Here is a 21108-nt window from a genome sequence, read left to right on the forward strand (position 1 = left end):
GCAAATTCAAGAGCAAACCCGTGAAGCATACCGCCTCTTCAAACAAGATCCCAACTATCCCAGCTTGCGCTTCAAAAAAGTACATCCAGAACTACCAATTTATTCGGCACGGATTAGTAAAAGTTACCGCGCAGTTGGACAGTTAGAGGGAGATACAATGATTTGGTTTTGGGTAGGTTCGCACGCAGAGTATGACAGACTGCTCTCTCTGTTTTAGTGATGCAGGGCGATCATCGCCTTGACCCCATTTCGCTTTCATACCAGCAACCCCAATACTCATTGCCAGAACTGAAGGAAAAAAATTGTAAACTTTCTGTGAGCGATCGCCTGCACTAAAGTTGGGAGAAAACATCTATGGTTGTTAGCAATATTCTCAAAACCTAACTTAACAGGTATATGAAAATTAGAGCTTAGTTACAAAGTCGATTAACAATTACTTACGTTCCCAGGACTTGATTACAGGATTAGTAGTATTTAGCAGTTGTTCTAAGCTTTTGTATGCCTCTGGTTTTTGGCGAACATAAGTATCGATAAACAAACCGATGATTTCTGCCATCAGCAAACGGATGTTTTCTGGGGATTGGGTAGCGGGGAAATCGAGAAAAGGTCTACCTGTAGTAGAATCAAAGCCATCAACCATTGAGAAGTGATTAGCTCCTTCAAGCAGTACCAGATATTTATCGTTGCGTTCTCCAGCGATCGCTTCTCGAAATGTACGTATGATGGGGGTTGTAGCATCTCCGGGATTTATACCATAGCGATCGCTACTATTGGCAATTACCCCATCACAGGTTCCGCCCATCAGTAACATCGGTAATGAGTCTGGCAAAGGTAAAATAGTACCCGCTTCGTATCCTGACATCACTGTTCCAGCACTATGTGCGCCGTAGGCAAAAGATGCTGTCACTTGAGAGAAAAAATTGGGGTTAGCATTTTCGATCGCTACTCTACCACCTGCCGAGTGTCCACCTAAAATGATCCGTTGCAGATCCAGCATTCCTGCCAGAATTCCCTGTTGCTGTAAGAATTCCAGTTTAGCTAGTAATGTCGATAAAGCTGAAGCGGTAGGTGCAGTACCGTAGATTTTGGGATGCCACTTAGAAATATCCACACCTGGGGTAAGAGCAGTAATCCCTGGTAGGTTTTGTGCAATCCAGTTAAACAGAACTACCACCAAACCACGTTCAGCCAGTTTAACTGCTAACCATTGATATAGTTGTGCATCACAGTTAACGCCATTAAAGAAAATCACTACGGGAAAGGGAGCCAGTTCTGGATTCACGGGTACAACTCCCTGATCCTTTTCTAGATGTGTCCCTGACATCTTTGCCGGATAGAAAATTTTCAGGTGAATTACATCATAAGGAGATTGGGCATTTTCAACACTAACAGCCTCAAAAAATGCACGAACTGTCATCTACAGGTTCCTATTAAGACTTCAAGAAAATATTAGTATTTTTTCCTGATGTAAATCACACCATATTCAATATATATGGACAATACTGTTAGTTGTTTGATTGAAAATCAATACGGCATAAAATTCATCAATATGCTTATATCTAAAGGAAGATATTGATTAAGAATAATATATTTCTATAGTTAAAAATAAAACACTCTCAAAGTATGAGGCGTTTATTTATTTATTGAGAGAAAAATAAAGTTAGATTATTTATATATTTTTAAATATTGCAGTGCTGTTATGTTCTCCATTGGAGATTATGTATTTAATCAACACACTGGGCATTTAGGAAAAGTTGTTGGTTATGGCAACTACCTCATCAATAATGTACAGACAGTAACGTTAAAAGTCCTTGTAGCCGAAAGTGCGAATTCGCAAAAGCGAGTATTTGTAGTAGAAGATAAAGTGTCAGCATGGAGTAGGTGGTCAGTAGCATAATATTCCCACCTGTAAAGGAGCATAATAATGGTGCGAGATTGTATTTTTTGTCTACAAGAAGCAACTTTACAATTAGTATTTAAAAAGAATTTACCCCCTAAAGATCCGTCTGAATGCTTTGTGAATCCGCCTTGTGGATGTCTAAATCCAGGGAAAGAACTAAAGTGTGAAGACTGTCCCCATCTTGAAGCTTGCTTGTCTAATTGTAAGCAAGTAGGGAGTAGAAAGTAGGGATTGGGGACTGGGAATTGGGGATTAGTAACAATTGCTCTTAATCCTGAATGCTTTTATAGTAAGCTAGCAGAATTAAGGTCTAAAAATAGATTTGCTTGTGCTTGTTGACGCAGAATCGAAGCGGGACAATCTGTACTAATAGACCCTTGCAACATACTTTTTACTATTTGTGCCTTGCGTGTTTCTGGTGCTAGGCACATGATTTTTTGTGCTGAACAAATCAAAGGCAAAGTCACAGTAAAAGCGTACTGAGGAACACTATCAAGACTGGGGAATTGCCCTGTATTGACTTGTTGTTGGCGATTAGCTATATCTAGTTTCACCAATTTGACGCTGTAAGGGTCTTGAAAATTGGCTACTGCTGGATCGTTAAAAGCCAAGTGACCATTTTCGCCGACACCAAGACAGCATAAGTCTATTGGTTGTGATTGCAGCAATTTAGTGTAGCGATCGCATTCTGCTAAGGGTTCCAATGTATCACCTGCAATATAGTGAAATTTGTATGGATGCACCCGCTTTTCTACACGTTCGCGCATATATCGCCGAAAACTAGCGGGATGATCAGCACTAATTCCTAAATATTCATCCAAATGAAATAAAGTAATTCGTGACCAATCTAATTCACCCAAAGCAATCAAAGCATCCAAAAATTTAAGTTGGGAATTACCTGTTGCTAATATGACAGCAGCTGTATCTTGTTGTTGCAGAACGCTTTGTAAATACTGACGGACAATAACTGCAACATCCTGAGCCATATCAGCTTCAGATTGATAAATCTGTACTGACAGATGATCGACTTGAAAAAAGTTTGTAGCGGCTACCATTTGCTTACATAGAAAGTGGTCATGAAGAAGTTTTCTCCTACTCCCTGTTCCATGCTAAACACCCACAGGCGATCGCGCCCACAACAAGGGTATGAAAATTCCCTACTCCCTATTTTCAACTTAGCAGTCATGACTAATCACCAAAAACACTGTAAAGTATGTAAATTAAGTTAATAATTATTTACATTCACCAAAAATTATGCTGGCTGCAATTCTCTTTGATTTAGACGGTACTATTGTCAATACTGACCCCATACACTACCAAGCTTGGCACAAAATGCTGTTGAGATACAGCATAGAAATTGATGAAACATTCTACAAATCCCGGATTAGTGGGCGATTAAACCCAGAAATTGTCAAAGATATTTTGCCAGAGTTATCAGCCCCAGCAGGGCAAGAATTCGCCGATGAGAAAGAAGCACTATTTCGCCAACTTGCTTCCCATCTTCAACCATTAAGCGGTTTTTCTGAGCTAATAGCCTGGACACAAACACATCAGCTAAAACGTGCTTTAGTAACTAATGCCCCCAGATTAAATGCAGAGTTTATGCTGGATGTTTTGGACATCACAGAAACTTTCCATCAAGTTGTGTTAGCAGATGATTGTATAGCAGGTAAACCTGATCCAGCACCCTATCAAGTTGCCTTAAGTAAATTAGGAATTCCAGCAGAACAAGCAATAGCTTTAGAAGATTCTCCTTCTGGTATTCGTGCGGCTGTAGCTGCTGGTATCCGTACCGTTGGTATTGCGTCTACCCACAATCCACAAGTGTTGCAAGACGTTGGGGCATTTATGGTGATCCCAGATTTTACCGATTTGCAGCTATGGACATTCCTAAATTCTTTAATAGAGGCAGATTTGAGTGTGGTTAGCACATGATTATTGAGTCAGATTTAGTAACAAGTTTGGGCAAGTTTGTTGATTGTTAACCAAAATCCCTGTCCTTTTTATGGGCGGGGAAAGTCAATCATCAACTTTTAAAAATCTGTATTTTACCTATAAACATCAAAAGTTTTGATGTCATAACCTTCAGAAAGGTTGGTACTGTAGTCGTGATAATATTCATCAAGTTTGTACAAAGCCATTTCAAATGTATCCTTGAATAGCGATTGATATTGATTTTACCTATTACCAACCTTAAATCTTTAGTTTTTCAATGCTATCTAACTCAAGGATGAAAGATAAGTAAAACTATTACTGATGTAGTCATGTTTAAATGTTGAATTTGTTATCAACATAGATAGTTGATTCAAGATAATTTTTGGTTTATTAGAGATTGATTGTGGTTATTATTAAAAATAATTCAGGATGAATTACATACGATAATTTAAGACGGATAACCATTATTTACGTCGAAAAATATCCAATTAATATGCAGCCAAGTGTATTTAAAATTAAAAAAACCGGTTTCTTCAAAAAACCGGGTTTATAGTTTTGTGTGGATAAATGTTTTTTTCTAAATTCCGAGCTTCTGCCCCTTGTCGCTCAGACGTTCCTGTGGAGCTTGCCTCTGTCTAGGAATAACTTCAAATTCAAAATTACCAACAAGGCGGTCATCAACATATACGTGTATTATATGTTTACCGGGTGGATCACCGGGTGTGATCGTCCAAAAATTCTCAATCACACCATCTTTAGCTAATTGTGTGCGATTGGAAACAGCTTCAGAGCCGTCTGTAGATAGTTTGAAGTTTTCACCGTTATCTGTAGCCCAGGTTTCTGGAGGCTTTGGCAATCGGAGAACTTCCCGCCATGTGACTTCACCCTGAACGTTTTGTAGTTGAATTCGCCAGCCATATTTACTACCTTCCTCTAAAGGGATTCTAGTGGTAGGAGTAAAGTTAAATTTACCCTGAGAGTCAATTTTGGCGAAGCCAAACTCAGCTTTAGTAACGTTAATCTGTTGAGCTTTATTTGACTGGGGTTGAGAGATTGACTGAGAAGGTGTCTTAGCATTGTTGGCGAGAACTGAGGGATGAAGCACCCCAGCGATTACCAAAGAAGAAGTGAGTACAACTGTCGCAGCCCAAATTCTCATGAGCAAAATTTTTAAGTCAATTACTGGTACTTATTCAACTACTTTTTGTCACCTTCCGGTAGGGCTTTGATTGATTTTGATCATTGTCTGCCCATCCGAAAAATAGGTAAGAGTGATTGATGTTAATAGATGATACTTACGTGGGTGACTTCTATGGGGCAAAGAATATCTTTAATTGTGGCGATCGCTACCATTTTCATCTTAGCACTATTGTCATTATTTCCTTACATTGCTTGGTCTTGGCCTCTAGAACTGATTACTCATTTCCGTTACCAGTATTTAGTTTTATCGTTAATAGTTAGTATTATTTTATTTGGCTTGTGGAAAACACGCCTTATCAAACATAAGTTATTAATTTTTATAGCTTTAGTATTGCTAGGAATCAATGTAGTTGAAGTGCTACCTTGGTATTTACCTCATGCTCAACAAGTAGTAGATAATTCAGGTCAAAAAATTAGATTATTATCTTTAAATATTAATATTCAAAATAATTCTACCAATGAAATCATTGATATAGTACAGGCTAATCAACCTGATATAGCTTTATTGCTGGAAATTGATAATAAATCATTTGAAAATCTACGCTGGCAATTCCAAGACACCTTACCTTCTGCTTTTAGAAGTTCTGGGGGTGGGTTGGCTATTTTTAGTCGCCTACCCTTGCAAGATGTCAAGGGAGATAATTTTAATAAGCAAGGTAATCATAACTTAATAGCCACAATTGAAATAGATAAACAGCCGATTAAATTTATTGGTACTCATCCATTAGTTCCGACAAAACCAACAAATTTTCATAGTCGCAATCGTCAGCTAGCAGCACTAACTAAATATATTCAACAACTTCAGCAACCAGTGATTTTAGCGGGAGATTTTAATCTAACACCTTGGTCTCCTTATTACCGACGGTTGATTAATAAAACCAACTTACATAATACCCGCTTAGGTTTTGGGATTTTACCTAGCTGGCCACGGCCTGCTACTCATGTACATTTGCCCTCATGGTTGATTCCACTGATAAATATTCCGATTGACCATTGCTTAGTGAGTAAACACTTTCAGGTTGCGACAACTTATACTGGAGCTAACGCTAATTCTGATCATGCAGCATTAATTACAGACTTAGTTTTACTTAGAAAAAGCTAATATAGGAATCATATTTGATTTTTGTTGGCGTAGCCTGCGCTAGCGCATAAAAACTCAGTATACCCCTACCCCCCTCTTCTTTCCTATTGCCTATTGCAAGAGTGCCTATTGCCTACCTACGCAAATCATTTCATTAATCAAACCGGATTCCTATATATCAGTTAACAGTTATCAGTTAGCAGTTACCAGTCAAAATACATAGTTGAGTGATGTAAATATGAAATACTTGCCTATAACTTTATTGATTGTCATGGGTGCGATCGCAGCCAGCCAAAGCGCCTATGCTAATCTAGAAAATCCCATAGAAATAGCAGGCGATCGCCATGAAGCTGCGGCTTTATTCACAGAACCAGTGACAATAAATAGTACCTGGAACAATGCTATCAACCAAAGTAATCATCTCCAAGATACAGCCAGTTCGATTTCAGTAGTACAAGAAGCAGGATGTCGCAACATCAATCCCCTGGAATTCCTCGAAAATGCCGATGCTATTGTCCAGAAATGTCAACAGATAGCCAATCAACAAATTCCGCAACGCACTGAACCAGTTGACTATCTCAAAGTACCTCGACTTGATTCTGGTTTGCAACTAACAGTGACTAAATTTTAAATACAAGGTAGACAAAATAAAAATAAGTTTCGCGCATTAAAAATGGCATTTGACTTTGCCAACTGCGATAGCGGGTGGTTGGTGTAGGGGATGGATAAGCATCCATTCCCAAATCTCGTGCCATTAATACGGCTCGCTTGAGGTGCAAAGGGTCACTGACAATGAGAAACTGAGATAGTTTCTGATGGGATGCTACTTCCCAAGCATTTTTAAGATTTTGGTGAGTTGTGCGTGACTGTGTTTCCGTGAGAATATCGGCTGCTTTTACCCCTTGCTGCATAGCGTAGCTTTTACCAACTATCGCTTCAGCCAGTTCCTGACTTTCCCCAACTCCACCAGTAAAAATAATCGTATTCACATTACCATTTTTATAGAGATTAACGGCATGGTTAATACGTTCTCGAAACACCGGTGATGGTTCTTCTCCCCACACAGCCGCACCCAAAACAATTGCTGCATCGGCTTTGAGATTGTGGGGATGACTGCCATAGGAATAAATGCCGATAGCTGTAGAGGTGATCGCCACCAGCAACGCAGATGTCACAGTCAGTAAAATTAAGACAAACCATTTTTTGGACATTTTTTGGGGAAGGGAATAGGCAATAGGCGAAAGCAAGGAGATATATAGATATATAAGGGTTACTAAATTTTTATGCGCCAGCGCAGGCTACGCCCACAAAAATCGAATAAGAGTCCTACTATAGAGGAAGGAAGTTAAAATTCCCAATGCGCCCAATCCCTAACCTTCCACCAAAGTCCAGAAATAGCCATCTGGTGCCACAAAGGAGAAACTTTTCTCACGAAACTCATTTTCGACAATGTTAGTAAATTTTGGTACTGGGCTAGCCTTAATGCGATCGCAATATGTTTCTATTTCTCGCACACGGTAAGTATAAAGTGATATCCCCAAACTACCCGGTTGCGCTGCTTCAAACCGTGACTCTATATTCATCCCACTAGGAAAGCGAATCACATACAATCTGCCACTACGCGCCGCCATCAAGTTATCCTTGGAGGAACGAGGATCATCAAAGGTAGTAACAATAAACTTTTCCCCAGGTTGCAAATCAAAAATATCTCTACCTGCTAACGAAGACTCATAGCTAGTTTCCACATCATCACGCACCCGCAACAAACCCAAAACCTCTTCATAAAATTTCAGGCTTTCCTTAGTGTCATCCTGAACAATAATCCCCATGTGGGTAAACTGGCTAGTCTTAAAAGCGCAGCCGTGGTTGATTTCTCCGTAATTGGGGATGGTGTAGCCGAACCTTTGAAACAAAACCTGTCGAGTTAATGGTTGCAATAGCAGCATTTCTCGCACCCCAACCACCACATCGATAAAAGGACGGTTTTTCTTCTCCTTTTGATAAATTACTTCCCAGTAAGGGTTGGTGTAGCGGATAGCCCTTCCTGCGGCTTTTGCCTCCTCGGCATGATTTAAGATGCTTAAGACATCAGCAGTTAAAGAAGTTGCCCAACGATTACCTTTAATTTTCATTGAAGCTAACCCTAAACCTGGATTTGTAGGGTTTTGCCAAACCATCAATCTAATCAAACCATGATCTGCATTTTGGTGGTAGAGGCGAATCGAGCGTAAACCAGAGTTCACCCCATACAATTGATAGGCTGCACCGGGAGATAATTCACCCATTTGGCCGATGCGATAGCCAAATTGTTCCCAATATTGAATTGCAAAAATCGCATCGGGAACACCAATACAAACTTCATAGATGCCTTCAATTGCTGTTGTTTGCCCCTGAGTCATGCCAATTTTAGAACAATGCTGAACTAATCTAGTCTACAGGAATCGCCTAATAATCTCTCTTTCCTGTTACCTGTTACCTATCACCTGTTACCTGTTACCTGTTACCTGTCACCTGTTACCTGTCACCTACCTCAGCAAATAAATTAAAAAATCCAAGCGAATATTACATCTGATTTAAATCTTGCAAGACAGCAGCAGCCGATTGATAGCGATCGCTAAAATGATAGCTCACCATTTTATCTAAAATTGCTGCTAGTTCTGCACTGATATTTGTTGTTTCTCGCCACATCACATTACCTGTTTCTGGATCTGGCTCTAGTTCTTGGGGTAATATGCCAGTCAGTGCTTGAATCCCCATCATGCCCAAAGCATAAATATCACTGGCTAAACGCGGATGCCCGGCTAATTGCTCTGGGGGTGCATATCCCCGCGTACCAATAGCAACAGTGGCTAATTCTGTTTGCTCACTACTGGGTGGTTGCATTAATTTCACTGCACCAAAATCAATTAATACAAACCGATTATCTATAGTGGATCTAATAATATTTGTCGGTTTAATATCTCGATGAATTACCCGCTGCTCATGTATGAATGCCAAAACTTCTAAAACTCCTTTGAGCATTTCAATCACAAAAGCTTCGTTTTTTATCTCTTCTATAGGTGGTAATTCCTCATGCAAAGTATGCCCAGGAATATATTCTTGCACCAAATAAAATTCTTCATTAGTTTCAAAATAAGCAAACAGTGTAGGAATTTGTGGATGTTTACCCAATACTTCTAAAATTTCTGCTTCCGTATTAAATAACCGCCGAGCAACTTCTAAAAATTTGGTATCCCGACGTGCTGGCATTAATTTCTTCACCACACAGCTAGGATTACTTGGTCTTTGAGTATCTTGAGCTAAATAAGTGCGTCCAAATCCTCCCGCACCAATGACTTTAGTAATTTGGTAACGGTTATTTAGAAAGAATTCGCCATTGCTTTTTTCCGATGTAAAAGTAGCAGGAGCATTGTGGGAATGTTGGTCATACAGTGCTGTAGGAATTGCGGTAGATGTGGTTTCTTGTAATAAGATATTTAATTGCTCAATTGCCTCTTGTTGTTGTTCAACTTGCAGGAGCATCAACTGAGCTTGCTGCTGAGTTCTATATGTGGTGTAGCTCATGACACTCACACCACTGATTACTAAAGCTAAAGCTGGTGGAATCACAGGAATCCAGCCAGCTTGTAAAAACACAATCGCACATATCCCTACTAACCCTGTTAGGGTGATACTTCCGATGAATGCTAATAATATGGGATGACGCACTCGCCACGCTAAAACACTACCTACTAAAGACCAACCCCAAATCCACACCAGTTCAACCCAGTCAGGCCAATACCAAATCAGGGGTCTTCCATCTAATACTGTACTGAGAAGTTGACTAGCTATTTGGGTGTGTATAAACACAGCAGGTGTTCTAATTGGTTGTCGTGCTGCCGAGCTATAAGGTGTATATAAACCAGGATGAACACTGGCGGCTGTTGTGCCGATAATTACTAAACGGTCTTTGACTAAGTTGGGGTTAACTTGATTGTTCAGAATTTGTGTGAGGGTGACAGTTTGAGCTAAGTAATCAGGATGGCGATAATTTAGCAGTATTTGATAACCACCCGCATTCAACCTTTGATAGCTGCCAGAATTAGCTGTCAAGATAGGGAAGATGGTTTTACCGAGATAAAAATTATGTTTTTCAATGAAATCTACATTAATACCTACTTGTTCTAAGTAGTTAATTGCTACTAAAGCCGCAAAAGAAAATTCTGTGGCACATTTACTATCTGTGGATTCAGCAAATAATAAAGCCCGGCGAATAATTTGGTCGTCTGCACTATCAGGAATTAAATCGTTATAGCCAATATTATGAATAGGAAAATCTGGCGGTGGTGGAATTTCCGACCTACCTCTACTACTGAATAAACAAGTGCCAATGATTTTATCAGGATTTTCTAGTTTATTAGCTAAATTATTCTGTTGAGGTCGGTAGAGATTTATACCAATTATACGCGGTTGATAAGATTCTAGTTTGGCTAAGAGTTGGTTGATAGTATTATCTGATAACGGCCATTTGTTGATTTCTAAATCTTCTTCAGTGATTTTGACTACTAAAATCCGTGGATCTGGTAATTCCACAGGACGCGATCGCAGCATCTGATCATAAGCTTTCAACTCCCAAGACTGCAACCATTTCAATTCCCGCGCTCCCCACACTAAAGCAGTGGCTCCCAGGCTAGTAACTAGAATTATTTGCCACCAGTTTTTATTAAAACCAGTGTCATGGTAAATTTTATCTTTGATAAAGGCGGCTCGGAGTTGATTTAATATTCCATTAATCACGGCATTGGGGAGATAGCCTGAATTTTGGTAACAGGGAAGAAAACTAGGCTGTATTTAATTTAGCAAGTTACTGATTGCTACTGCTTGATTAAAAACCCACATTTGTCAGTACCTTTTCCTCACCTCAGCCTAAACCTGTTTCTTGCTGTTGAGTATCTTCTACAGAACTGGCGGCTGCTAAAGGAACGGCGTTAGTAGATGGTGCAAACGCTTCTAATTGAGACGGTTCTAGTGATGCGTCAACCGTGGTATCGCTGCTGAAATAGTAGCCAATAATCTTGTCATAGTTAGAAGCTACAGCTAAAAAAGCCCCACCTAAAATATAAATAGGCAATGGTAGAGAAAATCCTTTGAGCCAGTCAAATAGTTCTGCTAAGGCAAACAATACTAAAAAGCAAGCCAGCCAGATTCTCATGTTTTTATCTCCGATGTACAAGCTACTACTAATAGGGTAAACGGCTTGCATGATACTTGATGTCCAATTTAACCACAAAATTCACAGGGAATGGATACACACTGAGACTTGAGTTCATTACCTTCGCCTGCTTTTACGCCGATTTAAGGCATACTGCCATCAAAATTCAAATAAATGGACAGAATCATCGCCATCCTGACGATGATGAGGTATATTTATTTCATGTAATTGCTTCTCCTTCTGGAAAGCACACAGTCGATCAATCTGATCGGCAATGGTCGCAAACAATCTTACAAAGATACGACCACACAAGTTTTAGATCATCAGGCGCATCTGACATATTCGGCACACCATTTGCTATTTTTATAATTGAGGACAAGGGTAATACTCTTGTCCTTTATTTTTTGGTGTTACCTAACCAGAAATATCAGCAAATCTTGATAAATTTCTCTAAGTCATATCCAAATAATACGGTAATTCGCTCAACTTTTTGCGGTATAGAATAATTTATATAGAGCTAATAAGGTTTATATCAGCTTGTTGCCTCTCCCCTTGGTGCGCTAGGGATAGGCGTTTAGTCGGCTGGGAAGTCCCTGAAATTAGATCAGGATGAAGCAAAATTGATTAGTTAAACAATTTACTCAACAATTAACAGTTAAATTTTATTATTAATAAACATTAATTTTTGCAGATAATATCTGTATTTAAAAGCTAAAAAAAAGGATGTAGGATGAAGATTAAACCGTGAAAAGCTTTTTTATTTCTATAAAAACCACCCATATATTTTTTTATAAAAAACTCTATTAATTAAATATTAAAAAACTGTTTTACCTTTGCAATAATTCATGAAAACTTAAGTATTGTATAGGAAGGGAGATTGGCATAATGTCACCCATTTAGATATTTTTACCTGATGATTGCTAATTGATTTAAGTTGCAAATCATAGATTTGTGGTGTATCGCCATTAATTAGAAAGATTAAATGTTTTGACTAATACTAGCTTGATTTTAAACCAGTAGATTCTGGTTTGAAATTGAGCGATCGCCTTGCGGTTGAGAGCCAATTTCATCCCCAATTGCTTTTACCTCACACGAGAAGGAATTAGTAGTAATGGCACATCTATTTGAACCATTCAGAATTCGTGAAGTCACCTTTCGCAACCGCATCGCCATGTCCCCCATGTGTCAATATTCCAGCACCAATGGATTTGCTAATGACTGGCATTTGGTTCATTTAGCTTCTCGTGCTGTTGGTGGTGCAGGGTTAATCATTACAGAAGCGGCTGCTGTTGAACCTCGCGGTCGAATTACTCCTCAAGATTTGGGCATTTGGTCAGATGAACACATCGAATATTTAGCCAGAATTGTTGGATTAATCCACAACTTTGGCGCTGTGGCTGGTATTCAACTCGCCCATGCAGGAAGAAAAGCCAGCACCGCCAAACCCTCTAAAGGAGGAAAAGCCCTAGATGAATCTCAAGAAGGATGGCGGCCTATAGTTTCCAGTAGTGCGATCGCTTTTAGTAAAGACAGTCCAGTACCCGAAGCCCTAAGTTTAGAAGGAATTGAGCAAATCATTCAAGCCTTTGTCCAAGCAGCGCAACGTTCCTTACAAGCTGGCTTTAAAGTTATAGAAATCCATGCAGCCCACGGCTACTTACTACATCAGTTTCTCTCACCTCTGGTTAACCAACGTCAAGATGATTACGGTGGTAGCTTTGAAAATCGTACTCGTTTACTCCGAGAAGTCGTAACAGCCGTCAGAGAAGTATGGCCGCAAACTCACCCTCTATTTGTCCGCATTTCTGCCACTGATTGGGTAGATAAAGGGTGGGACGTTGAACAAAGTATTACCTTGAGCCAAGAACTGAAAACTTTGGGTGTAGACCTAATTGATTGTTCTTCCGGGGCAATCATACCCGGTATCAACATTCCAGTCAAACCCGGATATCAAACCCAGTTTGCCCAACGCATTCGTCAAGCAGCCAATATTGCCACAGGTGCAGTTGGCTTAATCACCTCCCCCGAACAAGCAGACAAAATCATTCGCAATGAAGTAGCTGACATGGTGCTTTTAGGGCGTGAACTCCTCCGCAATCCCTACTGGCCTCACTTAGCCGCCAAACAACTAGGATATGAAAAACATTGGCCAGTACAATATGACCGAGCCTGGTAATAATTTTAGCCCTGCTTGTAGAGACGCGATGAATCGCGTCTCCCAAAGAATGAGTAGGCTGGGCTGGATGTTACGATTAGTTAATATATTGTGAATTTCTCAGCAGTATGGATGACACACTTTTACACCGGATCACTCTAAATCCTAATATCTGTCACGGAAAACCTTGTATTAGAGGACTTCGTTATCCAGTTGAGTTTATTTTAGAATTGCTGAGTTCTGGCATGACCACTGAGCAAATATTGGCGGATTATGATGACTTAGAATCTGAAGATATTCTGGCTGTTTTATTATTTGCAGCTCGACTTAGCCAAGTCAAAAGCATTCATAAAATCGCCTCATGAAATTTCTTATTGATGCCCAGTTACCAGTTCGTCTAGCAAATTTTCTTAGATCATTAAATTACGATACCATCCATACCAGAGACTTACCAGAGCAAAATGCTACGTCAGATATTGAAATTAATGCCATATCAATTCAACAAAATAGGATTTTAATCACTAAAGATTATGATTTTGTCAATTCCTTCGTAACAGTTCAGCAGCCCTACAAATTACTTTTAATTACGACAGGTAATATCAGTAACTCAGAACTAGAAAAACTTTTTGCAAGTAATTTTCCATATATAGTTGAACTATTTCAACAGCATTCCTACATTGAAATGAGTCGAGAAGTTTTAATTGTACATCAATAAAATTAGGAGTTGCCTTTAAATACGGCAAAGATAGCCGAGGATATAAAATGGCTGGTGGTGTTGGCAAAAACGATGCCTTCGGTAAACTGCGCTAACGCATCCGCAAAAGTGCAGCTACTCGCATAAAAATACTAGCGGAAGAAGCTGCTAAAGAGAATGTGCAGAGCGCGTAGACAATGCCAAATTAATCTGCTTGATCATCATTTAGAAACTAGAACCGCGACTTTTTAGAAAAATCGCGGCTCTAGTTTATCAAGTTATTGCTATTAAATCCCTGAACTTAAACCCACACGAAAAGTAAACCCAGGACTATAAATTCGGTTCACTCGTTCGTATTGTTCACCCAGTAAATTTTCTAAGTAAAATGTCAGTCCCAAACCTCGATTTAAAGGGATGCGACCACTCAAATCAAAATTCACGTATGATGGTGAAAAATCTGTATTCCTATCACTTGGGTTGAGAAACAAAGCCCGACGAGCGCCACTATTATAAGTAGCGTATAAATTAGCTTGCCATCCGTCTTTTTCATAGCCAATCCCCGCTTGCAAATTAGAATAAGGAATTAAACCTAATTGCAAACCACGCTCTGTTCCTGTTTTAATTTGGGCATCGGTATAAGTATAGTTAAAAAATGTTGACCAATTGCTAGCCAATCGCCACCGCAATGCAGCTTCAAAGCCATTGGTATCGACTAGCCCAATGTTTTGCCATTGGCCTTGAATAATTCCTAAACGATTATCTAAACTGCTGCCAAAGTAAGTAAATTGTCCCGTTAAATTCTGGGAAAAGTTAACATCTACTCCCCCAGTCCATGATGATCCTGTTTCTGGTTTTAAATCTGGGTTAGACAACCAACCATGCACCGTATCATACAGATATAACTGGTCTAATCCTGGATTACGTTGTCCACTAGCCCAGCTACCGCGTACAGCCAAATTGGGAGACATAGCATAACGCAAGCCAACACTGGGATTGAGATAATTACCAAATTGAGAATCAAAGCTTTGTCTTAAACCTAAATCTACCAGGAAGCGATCGCTAATATTCCAAGTATTGACGGCAAATAATGCGGTATTTAAGACACTACGATTTTCGACTTCATTAAAAGCGATTCTATTGGGGCTGGTACTGTCAGTAATCCCATCTAAATTAGTGTTTTTTAAATCTAACCCCCAACGTAGCCGATTATTACCAGTAATTTGCCAATCATGATCTACTCTAGCTGTTAGATTTTGTGTGTCTAAAGTGCCAGTGCGATAGAAGGTATTACCTTGAAAAACAGTAGGGCCATAGGTGTTAAAGAAATCTTGGTTATAACCTAGTGTAGTTGTGAGATTAGAGCCTTGGGCAAGTTGCGATCGCCAGGATAAACCAATATTCAAACCATCATGATCTAATCTATCTCTTTGCAAAGGAAACCCAAAATAAATTAAACCCCGCCGACTACTGAGTTTTTTTACATCCAAACTCAAAGTATTTTGGGGATTTAAATCAATAGCAAAGTTGCCAAAATAAGTGCTAGTAGCTGTATCCGCATTAAATAAATTACCGCTAGTATCACGGTTGGCTGCACCTTGGGGAACTTTATAACGATTATCAATAAAAAATCGTTCAAAGCTCAAATTATATCTAAAATTTCCACTACCACCGCTAAAACTTGTCTGTTGATTATTTAAATTCAACGAACCAAATTCTGCTGCTGCATTAAACCTGGGAGTGGTGCTACCTTGTTTCGTGATAATATTAACAATTCCACCAAAAGCTGAGGAGCCATATAAAGCTGTTGCCGCACCACTATATAGTTCTACCCTCTCAATAGATTCTACAGGAATACTATTTAAATCTGTAGCCCCATGATAGGTACTGACATCATTATTAATTGGTCTACCATTAATCAAAAAAACTGACTGATTAATTGAGTGTCCACGATAGTAAGTTCCGGTATGAATATCTGCACCATGTCCAACATCATTGATAGCAAATCCCGGCATTCTTTTTAAAACATCAGCCACACTCGTTGACCCTTGTTTTTGGATTTCTGCTTGATCAATAATGTAAGTCGGTGTGGATTGAGGTAGTTTATCTTGTGTTCCTATTACTTCTAAATCAATATCTGTATCCTCTTCTAAGGATGTATTATCTGATTCTAACTCTTCAGTTTCTATTACTTCTTCATTATCATTTTTTTCTAATGCCTGCGTCAATAATTGCGCCTCTGTAGAATGTAGAGGAATTTCACTTAAATGCAGAATCTTAGCATTGATCTTGTGAGGATTTTGCTTAATATCCTGACTGCCAATTTTAATTTCTAACGCCAAAGAAGGTGAAGCAATAAATGTACTTAATAAGCTCAACGGCAGCAAATACAAGTTCTGCTTCATCTATTTACTCCAAAAATTAAATTGTTTATTGCATGTAATATCCAAACAAAACACTATCGAGAAATAACAATATATGTCAAGCTTTTTTTGTATGTTTTTTACTTTGACAGTCTGTCATACTAAGTAAATTCTCTTGCATACAAGTTTGACAAACTGTCATATACAAATATCCTAACAATTATAAAACCAAAAATATGAGTTATTTTTAATACATTTTTATTTTAAGCATAAGAGCAATAGCTTCTATTGACTCAAAAGTAAATTCTCAAATACGACTAATGACAAATATTATTTTTCTATGCCCCATTACCTACTCCCAGTTCCAATGCTTCAAACTGGAGGTGGATGTAAATGATACTCTGCTTTTATACTGTCTTAAGAAGTGTAGTCTAAACTAGGAGCATATACTCATGCTTATATTGATGCAAGCGGCTGATGCAGTAGCAACAGGCGGCTCTCATTTTCCTTTAGCTTTTACATTGGTTTATGTAGTTGGTTTTATTGCTGCTGTTACCATCGGTTCCATTGCTTGGTATAACTCTAAACGTCCTGTAGGTTGGGAAAGTAAAGAGCGCCCTGACTTTGTACCTAAAGTTGAAAAAGAAGAAACTCCGGGTCTGGGTGAACCGAAGTCATAAATCGTGATTAGTCATTAGTCGTTAGTCAAGATCAATAGACTATGGACTTTTGACTATGGTTAATTTTGAACTTCAACCCAACGACGGTAAAGCTTTTTAATTTGTTTGAGCAGTGCAGTCTGTGCTGACTGATTAGACTCGTTGGGTTTGGTTAGCTCCTGCAATTTTGTCAGGAGTCTTGCCTCTTCGATCGCGACTTCACCATCACTGTAAATTAAACCACTGATGGCCTCAATGAGATTTTCGCAGTCTTCGGTACTGGGGCGATCGCCTAAGTATTCATTCACCCATGTGTAACATTCGTTTGGTTGTACAGCCACTAATTCATATAGCCAAGGCTTAATTTCTGGATCATTAGCCAAACCTTTAGCTTGAGCGATTTCACGTAAATATTGCCGTTCTTCAGGCTGGATTTTGCCATCAATCCAAGCGGCTCCTATCAGGATTTTAACTAAATTTTTGACATTGGAATCAGTAACCATTGCTGCCTCCTCTGGGAGATTCAGGCTTTCATCAAATCGTACAATCCCTGATCGTATTCACTCGGAATTGTTGGTTTTTCTTAAGCGCACCATGAAAAAGCCATCCATATCCTCACAATGCGGCCAAACTTTTAACCAACCTTGGGGTGTTGCATAGCCAGCATAAGGTGAATCAAGACTGGGGGCTACAATTTGCCAATCGGGATGCTTTGTTAAAAATTCTGTGATCACATCTTCATTTTCGGCTGGATGTAAAGTACAAGTAGCGTAGACTAACACCCCACCGGGTTTGACAAAATTTGATGTTTGTGACATGAGTTCTTTTTGGAGTGTAGAGAGTTCAAATACAGATTCTGGTGTTTGTCGCCAACGCGCATCAGCATGGCGGTGTAAAGTTCCTAAACCAGAGCAAGGAGCATCTAATAAAACTCGGTCAGCAGTGTGATTAAACTGCGATAAATCACGGCTGTCACCAGTGCAAATTTGAATTGAGTGTAAACCCAAGCGTTGGGCATTTTCTTTCAGTTTACGCAATCGGGAGGCGGTGCGATCGCAAGCCCAAATTTTTCCTTGATCCTCCATCAATTCAGCCATGTGAGTAGTTTTCCCCCCAGGCGCAGCACAAGCATCAACCACGACTTCGCCTGGTTGGGGGTCGAGAAAATGACTCACTAATTGGGCGCTAGCATCCTGTACAACCCACCAACCTTGACTAAATCCTGGTAAATTCTTAATCGGGCCAGTATTGCCAATTAATCTTAAAGCTTGGGGTAAATTAGGTATCCACCTGGCTAAAATCCCCGCCGATGTTAACGATGTCTCTACTTCCTCAATGGAAGTACGCAAGGGATTGATTCTCAGGTCGATGGTGGGTGTTTGGTTCATCCATTCACAGAGTCTTTCTGTTGCCTCTAAACCCAGTTGTTCTAACCAGACTTCTATAATCCAGTCAGGAAAACTGTGTAAAATGCCCAAACGTTCTACTGGATTTTCTGGTAATTTCAGGGGGTCTGGTAATGTTTGAGCTAAACGAACATATTGACGTAACAAACCATTGACAAAACCTGTAAGTCCAGCCAAGCCATTTTCCTTAGCTAATTGGACTGTGGTATTAACAGCAGCCGACTCAGGGATACGTTCTTGATAACGCAGTTGATAAAAGCCTAAATGTAAAATGCTGCGGAGATCACTTGGCTGTTGATGAGATTTCTTAGTGGCAAGTTGGTCAATGAGAGCGTCAAGGGTGCGTTGCCTGCGAACACTACCATATACTAATTCTGTAACTAGCCGACGATCAATATCAGACAATTTAAATTTTTGCAGCACTCTATCTAATGCAACATCAGCATAAGCTCCTTTATGCACATCTCGTAGGGTAATAAAAGCTATTTGACGTGGGTTGGTCATGAAAATTTTTCAGTGAGTATAGGATTAAATTTTAATTTTTTCAGACTAATTTACTTAGATTTTGATAATTTTTGTTTTGCTCAACCCATCAAATTAACAGTAAAAGCAATCAGTAACAGAGATAATTTTATATATATGGTAGTAGGCATATAGATTAGGATATCCAACAATCCTAAAACCTTCACAATGAAAGACTTTTAATTCTGTCACCCCTAAAGGGGTTCGCCACTTGCTATATGCCGGGGAACCCGTCCACCGCAGTGGCTCACCTGTCACCTATCACCTGTCCCCTGCTATAAATCATAAATCAGAACCCTAGTTTCTCACAGAAACCAGGGTTCTTAGCTGTCTCGAATAATTTAGCTGACTAGGAAATAAACAACTATTATCGAGACATATATGGATCTACACTACTGATTTCAAATTCACAGGCTCTAGAGACTAATTCTGCTGGCAATTCATCAAAACTCACTAAAGATAAATAATTGCGGTCTTTGATGAGTTCTTTAGCCAATAAGAAACCAGCAATTGTCCATGTTTGATATTTTCTGGCTTGCTTACCGATGAGTCTCCCTTTCTTGCCATCATAATATTCTGGCCATTCATCTTCAAAAATGCGTGTTTGAGCAATTTCAATAGCCTTAGCTACCAGATAAGGTTTATTAGTTTTGATAGATGCTGCGCTTAACATCCACATGAGAACGGGCCAACTGCCAGCATTATGATATGACCAAGGTATATTTTTAGGGTCGCATCCTGTGACAATTCTGTATTCTTCATTTTCTAAAGCTGGATAACAGATTTTCATGGGCATATCTCCCACTAAATCTTCCCATCTTTCCTCAATCAGAGTCATGATGGCTTGCGCTTGTTCTTCGGTAGCGAGGTCGGAAATAATTGCCATCAAGTTACCTAGGGAAAAGAAACGAGTATCTAACTGGGATGGCCCGACATTACCAGCTAAATAACCACCTTTTTTTGGTAGCCATTTGTCTAATTCATAGTAAGGAATAGAGTCTACATAGATATTAAATAAATTAACTGCGGCTTTACCGTATTCTTCACTTTTGAAACGGTAAATAGCATTGAGGCGATTAATATCTATCCAATAATGCTGACGGATATGGGCGCACAATAGAGGTAAGCGATTATCAATTGCTTCTACAATATCTTGATTACCCTGACAAATTAACATTTCACGAGCAGCCCGCAATGCCGCATAAAATAAAACTTGTAATTCCAGAGGATGTCCATAAATCCCCATTCTTCGGTCAATCATGCAAGCGCCATCTGGAACTAACAGCGTCGGGTACATATCAAAACGATTAGCCAAGCAGATTTCCATAATCAACCTGATACCAGTTTGGAATTCAGGCTGATAGGCTAGAGATATATCTTTGGTGGCAACCACATAAGCACGCAATAACAGAATCCACCATAAACAAGAATCTACTGGCGTAACTCTAGCGATCGCGTGTTCACCAAAATCTGCTTCTAAATACTCTGCACCATTATCTGATACTACTTTAAAACTAGCTGGAATTAAACCCCTACCCGGCTTATAGGCATCTAATTGTCTTTCTTTAGGCTGTAACTTTAAAGTTTCTTCTAAAAAGTTGCGGACAATATCTGTTCTGCCTTTGATCAGAAAAATCAAAGCTGAAGAAACAAAATCCCGAATAAAACATTGGTCGTAATTCAGCGCCTCTACAGAAATATCAAAAGCAGCTACTGTCCCGACTGGGCGACCTTGATAATATAAGATAGATTTTTCTAGTGCTTCCCAAGCTGATGCTTCTATGCTTTCATCTGTTAGTAATTCATTGATTTTTTGCATCGCCAGACTAACTCCATTGAGGGTGTAAATTTTTGTTGGTAGATGCGCTTACTTTGTCTAATTTTTTGCTATTTATCAGTATATAAAGACAGCCTATGTCGCAATAGCAAAAATCATCCCACACCAACAGCTTGATGTTAAATTACAAGCTGCTACTACTTTGTATGATGCGTCATGGACAATTAA

General features: G+C 39.3%; 20 protein-coding genes. 9 read left to right on the top strand and 11 right to left on the bottom strand.

Annotated elements, in window-relative coordinates; all coding sequences use genetic code 11:
* Nucleotides 1-4: 4 nt before the first annotated feature.
* Nucleotides 5-217: a ParE family toxin-like protein gene (locus NOS7524_RS31230; protein ID WP_083882630.1), complete on the top strand. Its 213-nt coding sequence runs from the start codon at nucleotides 5-7 to the stop codon at nucleotides 215-217.
* A gap of 216 nt (nucleotides 218-433) precedes the next feature.
* On the opposite strand, the gene NOS7524_RS23030 is transcribed toward NOS7524_RS31230, so the two are convergent.
* Nucleotides 434-1417, bottom strand: coding sequence for an alpha/beta hydrolase family protein (locus NOS7524_RS23030; protein ID WP_015140883.1), 984 nt, complete (start codon nucleotides 1415-1417; stop codon nucleotides 434-436).
* Between the two features lie 282 nt (nucleotides 1418-1699).
* Here NOS7524_RS23030 and NOS7524_RS23035 point away from each other — a divergent pair, with 282 nt between their 5' ends.
* Nucleotides 1700-1897: a hypothetical protein gene (locus NOS7524_RS23035; RefSeq protein WP_015140884.1), complete on the top strand. Its 198-nt coding sequence runs from the start codon at nucleotides 1700-1702 to the stop codon at nucleotides 1895-1897.
* 287 nt (nucleotides 1898-2184) lie between these two features.
* Here the strand turns inward: NOS7524_RS23035 and NOS7524_RS23040 are convergent, their stop codons facing one another.
* A complete protein-coding gene (locus NOS7524_RS23040) occupies nucleotides 2185-2955 on the bottom strand; it encodes a glucosamine-6-phosphate deaminase (protein ID WP_015140886.1) in 771 nt (256 codons plus the stop codon).
* A gap of 199 nt (nucleotides 2956-3154) precedes the next feature.
* Between NOS7524_RS23040 and NOS7524_RS23045 the strand changes: the two genes are divergently transcribed.
* Nucleotides 3155-3835, top strand: a complete 681-nt coding sequence (locus NOS7524_RS23045; RefSeq protein WP_015140887.1) for an HAD family hydrolase — start codon at nucleotides 3155-3157, stop codon at nucleotides 3833-3835.
* 577 nt (nucleotides 3836-4412) lie between these two features.
* Here the strand turns inward: NOS7524_RS23045 and NOS7524_RS23050 are convergent.
* A complete protein-coding gene (locus NOS7524_RS23050) occupies nucleotides 4413-4994 on the bottom strand; it encodes a hypothetical protein (protein ID WP_015140889.1) in 582 nt (193 codons plus the stop codon).
* A 153-nt stretch (nucleotides 4995-5147) separates the two neighbouring features.
* Between NOS7524_RS23050 and NOS7524_RS23055 the strand changes: the two genes are divergently transcribed.
* Entirely contained in the window at nucleotides 5148-6137 is a 990-nt protein-coding gene (locus NOS7524_RS23055) for an endonuclease/exonuclease/phosphatase family protein (RefSeq protein WP_015140890.1), read from the top strand.
* Between the two features lie 217 nt (nucleotides 6138-6354).
* Nucleotides 6355-6747: a hypothetical protein gene (locus tag NOS7524_RS23060; protein WP_015140891.1), complete on the top strand. Its 393-nt coding sequence runs from the start codon at nucleotides 6355-6357 to the stop codon at nucleotides 6745-6747.
* Here the strand turns inward: NOS7524_RS23060 and NOS7524_RS23065 are convergent.
* The 4 genes from NOS7524_RS23065 to NOS7524_RS23080 form a co-directional block, all read right to left on the bottom strand.
* Nucleotides 6737-7327: a YdcF family protein gene (locus NOS7524_RS23065; protein WP_015140892.1), complete on the bottom strand. Its 591-nt coding sequence runs from the start codon at nucleotides 7325-7327 to the stop codon at nucleotides 6737-6739. The genes NOS7524_RS23060 and NOS7524_RS23065 overlap by 11 nt on opposite strands.
* Before the next feature lie 159 nt (nucleotides 7328-7486).
* Entirely contained in the window at nucleotides 7487-8515 is a 1029-nt protein-coding gene (locus tag NOS7524_RS23070; RefSeq protein WP_015140893.1) for a VOC family protein, read from the bottom strand.
* A gap of 163 nt (nucleotides 8516-8678) precedes the next feature.
* Entirely contained in the window at nucleotides 8679-10892 is a 2214-nt protein-coding gene (locus NOS7524_RS23075) for a CHASE2 domain-containing protein (RefSeq protein ID WP_015140894.1), read from the bottom strand.
* A 124-nt stretch (nucleotides 10893-11016) separates the two neighbouring features.
* Complete coding sequence (locus NOS7524_RS23080) at nucleotides 11017-11307, bottom strand: hypothetical protein (protein WP_015140895.1); 291 nt, start codon at nucleotides 11305-11307, stop codon at nucleotides 11017-11019.
* Between the two features lie 1111 nt (nucleotides 11308-12418).
* Between NOS7524_RS23080 and namA the strand changes: the two genes are divergently transcribed.
* From namA to NOS7524_RS23100, 3 genes are all read left to right on the top strand, one after another.
* Nucleotides 12419-13483 carry an NADPH dehydrogenase NamA gene (namA, locus tag NOS7524_RS23090; RefSeq protein ID WP_015140897.1) on the top strand — a complete coding sequence of 355 codons (1065 nt, stop codon included), beginning with the start codon at nucleotides 12419-12421 and terminating at the stop codon, nucleotides 13481-13483.
* Nucleotides 13484-13590: 107 nt separating this feature from the next.
* On the top strand, nucleotides 13591-13827 hold the full coding sequence (locus NOS7524_RS23095) for a DUF433 domain-containing protein (RefSeq protein WP_015140898.1): 237 nt from the start codon (nucleotides 13591-13593) through the stop codon (nucleotides 13825-13827).
* Nucleotides 13824-14177, top strand: coding sequence for a DUF5615 family PIN-like protein (locus tag NOS7524_RS23100; RefSeq protein ID WP_015140899.1), 354 nt, complete (start codon nucleotides 13824-13826; stop codon nucleotides 14175-14177). The genes NOS7524_RS23095 and NOS7524_RS23100 overlap by 4 nt, the downstream gene beginning before the upstream one ends.
* A gap of 266 nt (nucleotides 14178-14443) precedes the next feature.
* Here NOS7524_RS23100 and NOS7524_RS23105 read toward each other — a convergent pair whose 3' ends face one another.
* Nucleotides 14444-16558, bottom strand: coding sequence for a TonB-dependent receptor plug domain-containing protein (locus NOS7524_RS23105; RefSeq protein ID WP_015140900.1), 2115 nt, complete (start codon nucleotides 16556-16558; stop codon nucleotides 14444-14446).
* Between the two features lie 410 nt (nucleotides 16559-16968).
* Between NOS7524_RS23105 and psb35 the strand changes: the two genes are divergently transcribed.
* Nucleotides 16969-17196 carry a photosystem II assembly protein Psb35 gene (gene psb35, locus NOS7524_RS23110; protein WP_015140901.1) on the top strand — a complete coding sequence of 76 codons (228 nt, stop codon included), beginning with the start codon at nucleotides 16969-16971 and terminating at the stop codon, nucleotides 17194-17196.
* A gap of 59 nt (nucleotides 17197-17255) precedes the next feature.
* Here the strand turns inward: psb35 and NOS7524_RS23115 are convergent, their stop codons facing one another.
* The 3 genes from NOS7524_RS23115 to NOS7524_RS23125 all read right to left on the bottom strand — a co-directional run bounded on the left by NOS7524_RS23115 (nucleotide 17256) and on the right by NOS7524_RS23125 (nucleotide 20922).
* Nucleotides 17256-17678 carry a tellurite resistance TerB family protein gene (locus tag NOS7524_RS23115; protein WP_015140902.1) on the bottom strand — a complete coding sequence of 141 codons (423 nt, stop codon included), beginning with the start codon at nucleotides 17676-17678 and terminating at the stop codon, nucleotides 17256-17258.
* A 57-nt stretch (nucleotides 17679-17735) separates the two neighbouring features.
* Nucleotides 17736-19085, bottom strand: a complete 1350-nt coding sequence (locus NOS7524_RS23120; RefSeq protein WP_015140903.1) for a 16S rRNA (cytosine(967)-C(5))-methyltransferase — start codon at nucleotides 19083-19085, stop codon at nucleotides 17736-17738.
* A 385-nt stretch (nucleotides 19086-19470) separates the two neighbouring features.
* A complete protein-coding gene (locus NOS7524_RS23125) occupies nucleotides 19471-20922 on the bottom strand; it encodes a glycoside hydrolase 100 family protein (RefSeq protein ID WP_015140904.1) in 1452 nt (483 codons plus the stop codon).
* Between the last annotated feature and the right edge of the window lie 186 nt (nucleotides 20923-21108).

The organism is Nostoc sp. PCC 7524, assembly GCF_000316645.1.
GTDB lineage: Bacteria > Cyanobacteriota > Cyanobacteriia > Cyanobacteriales > Nostocaceae > Trichormus.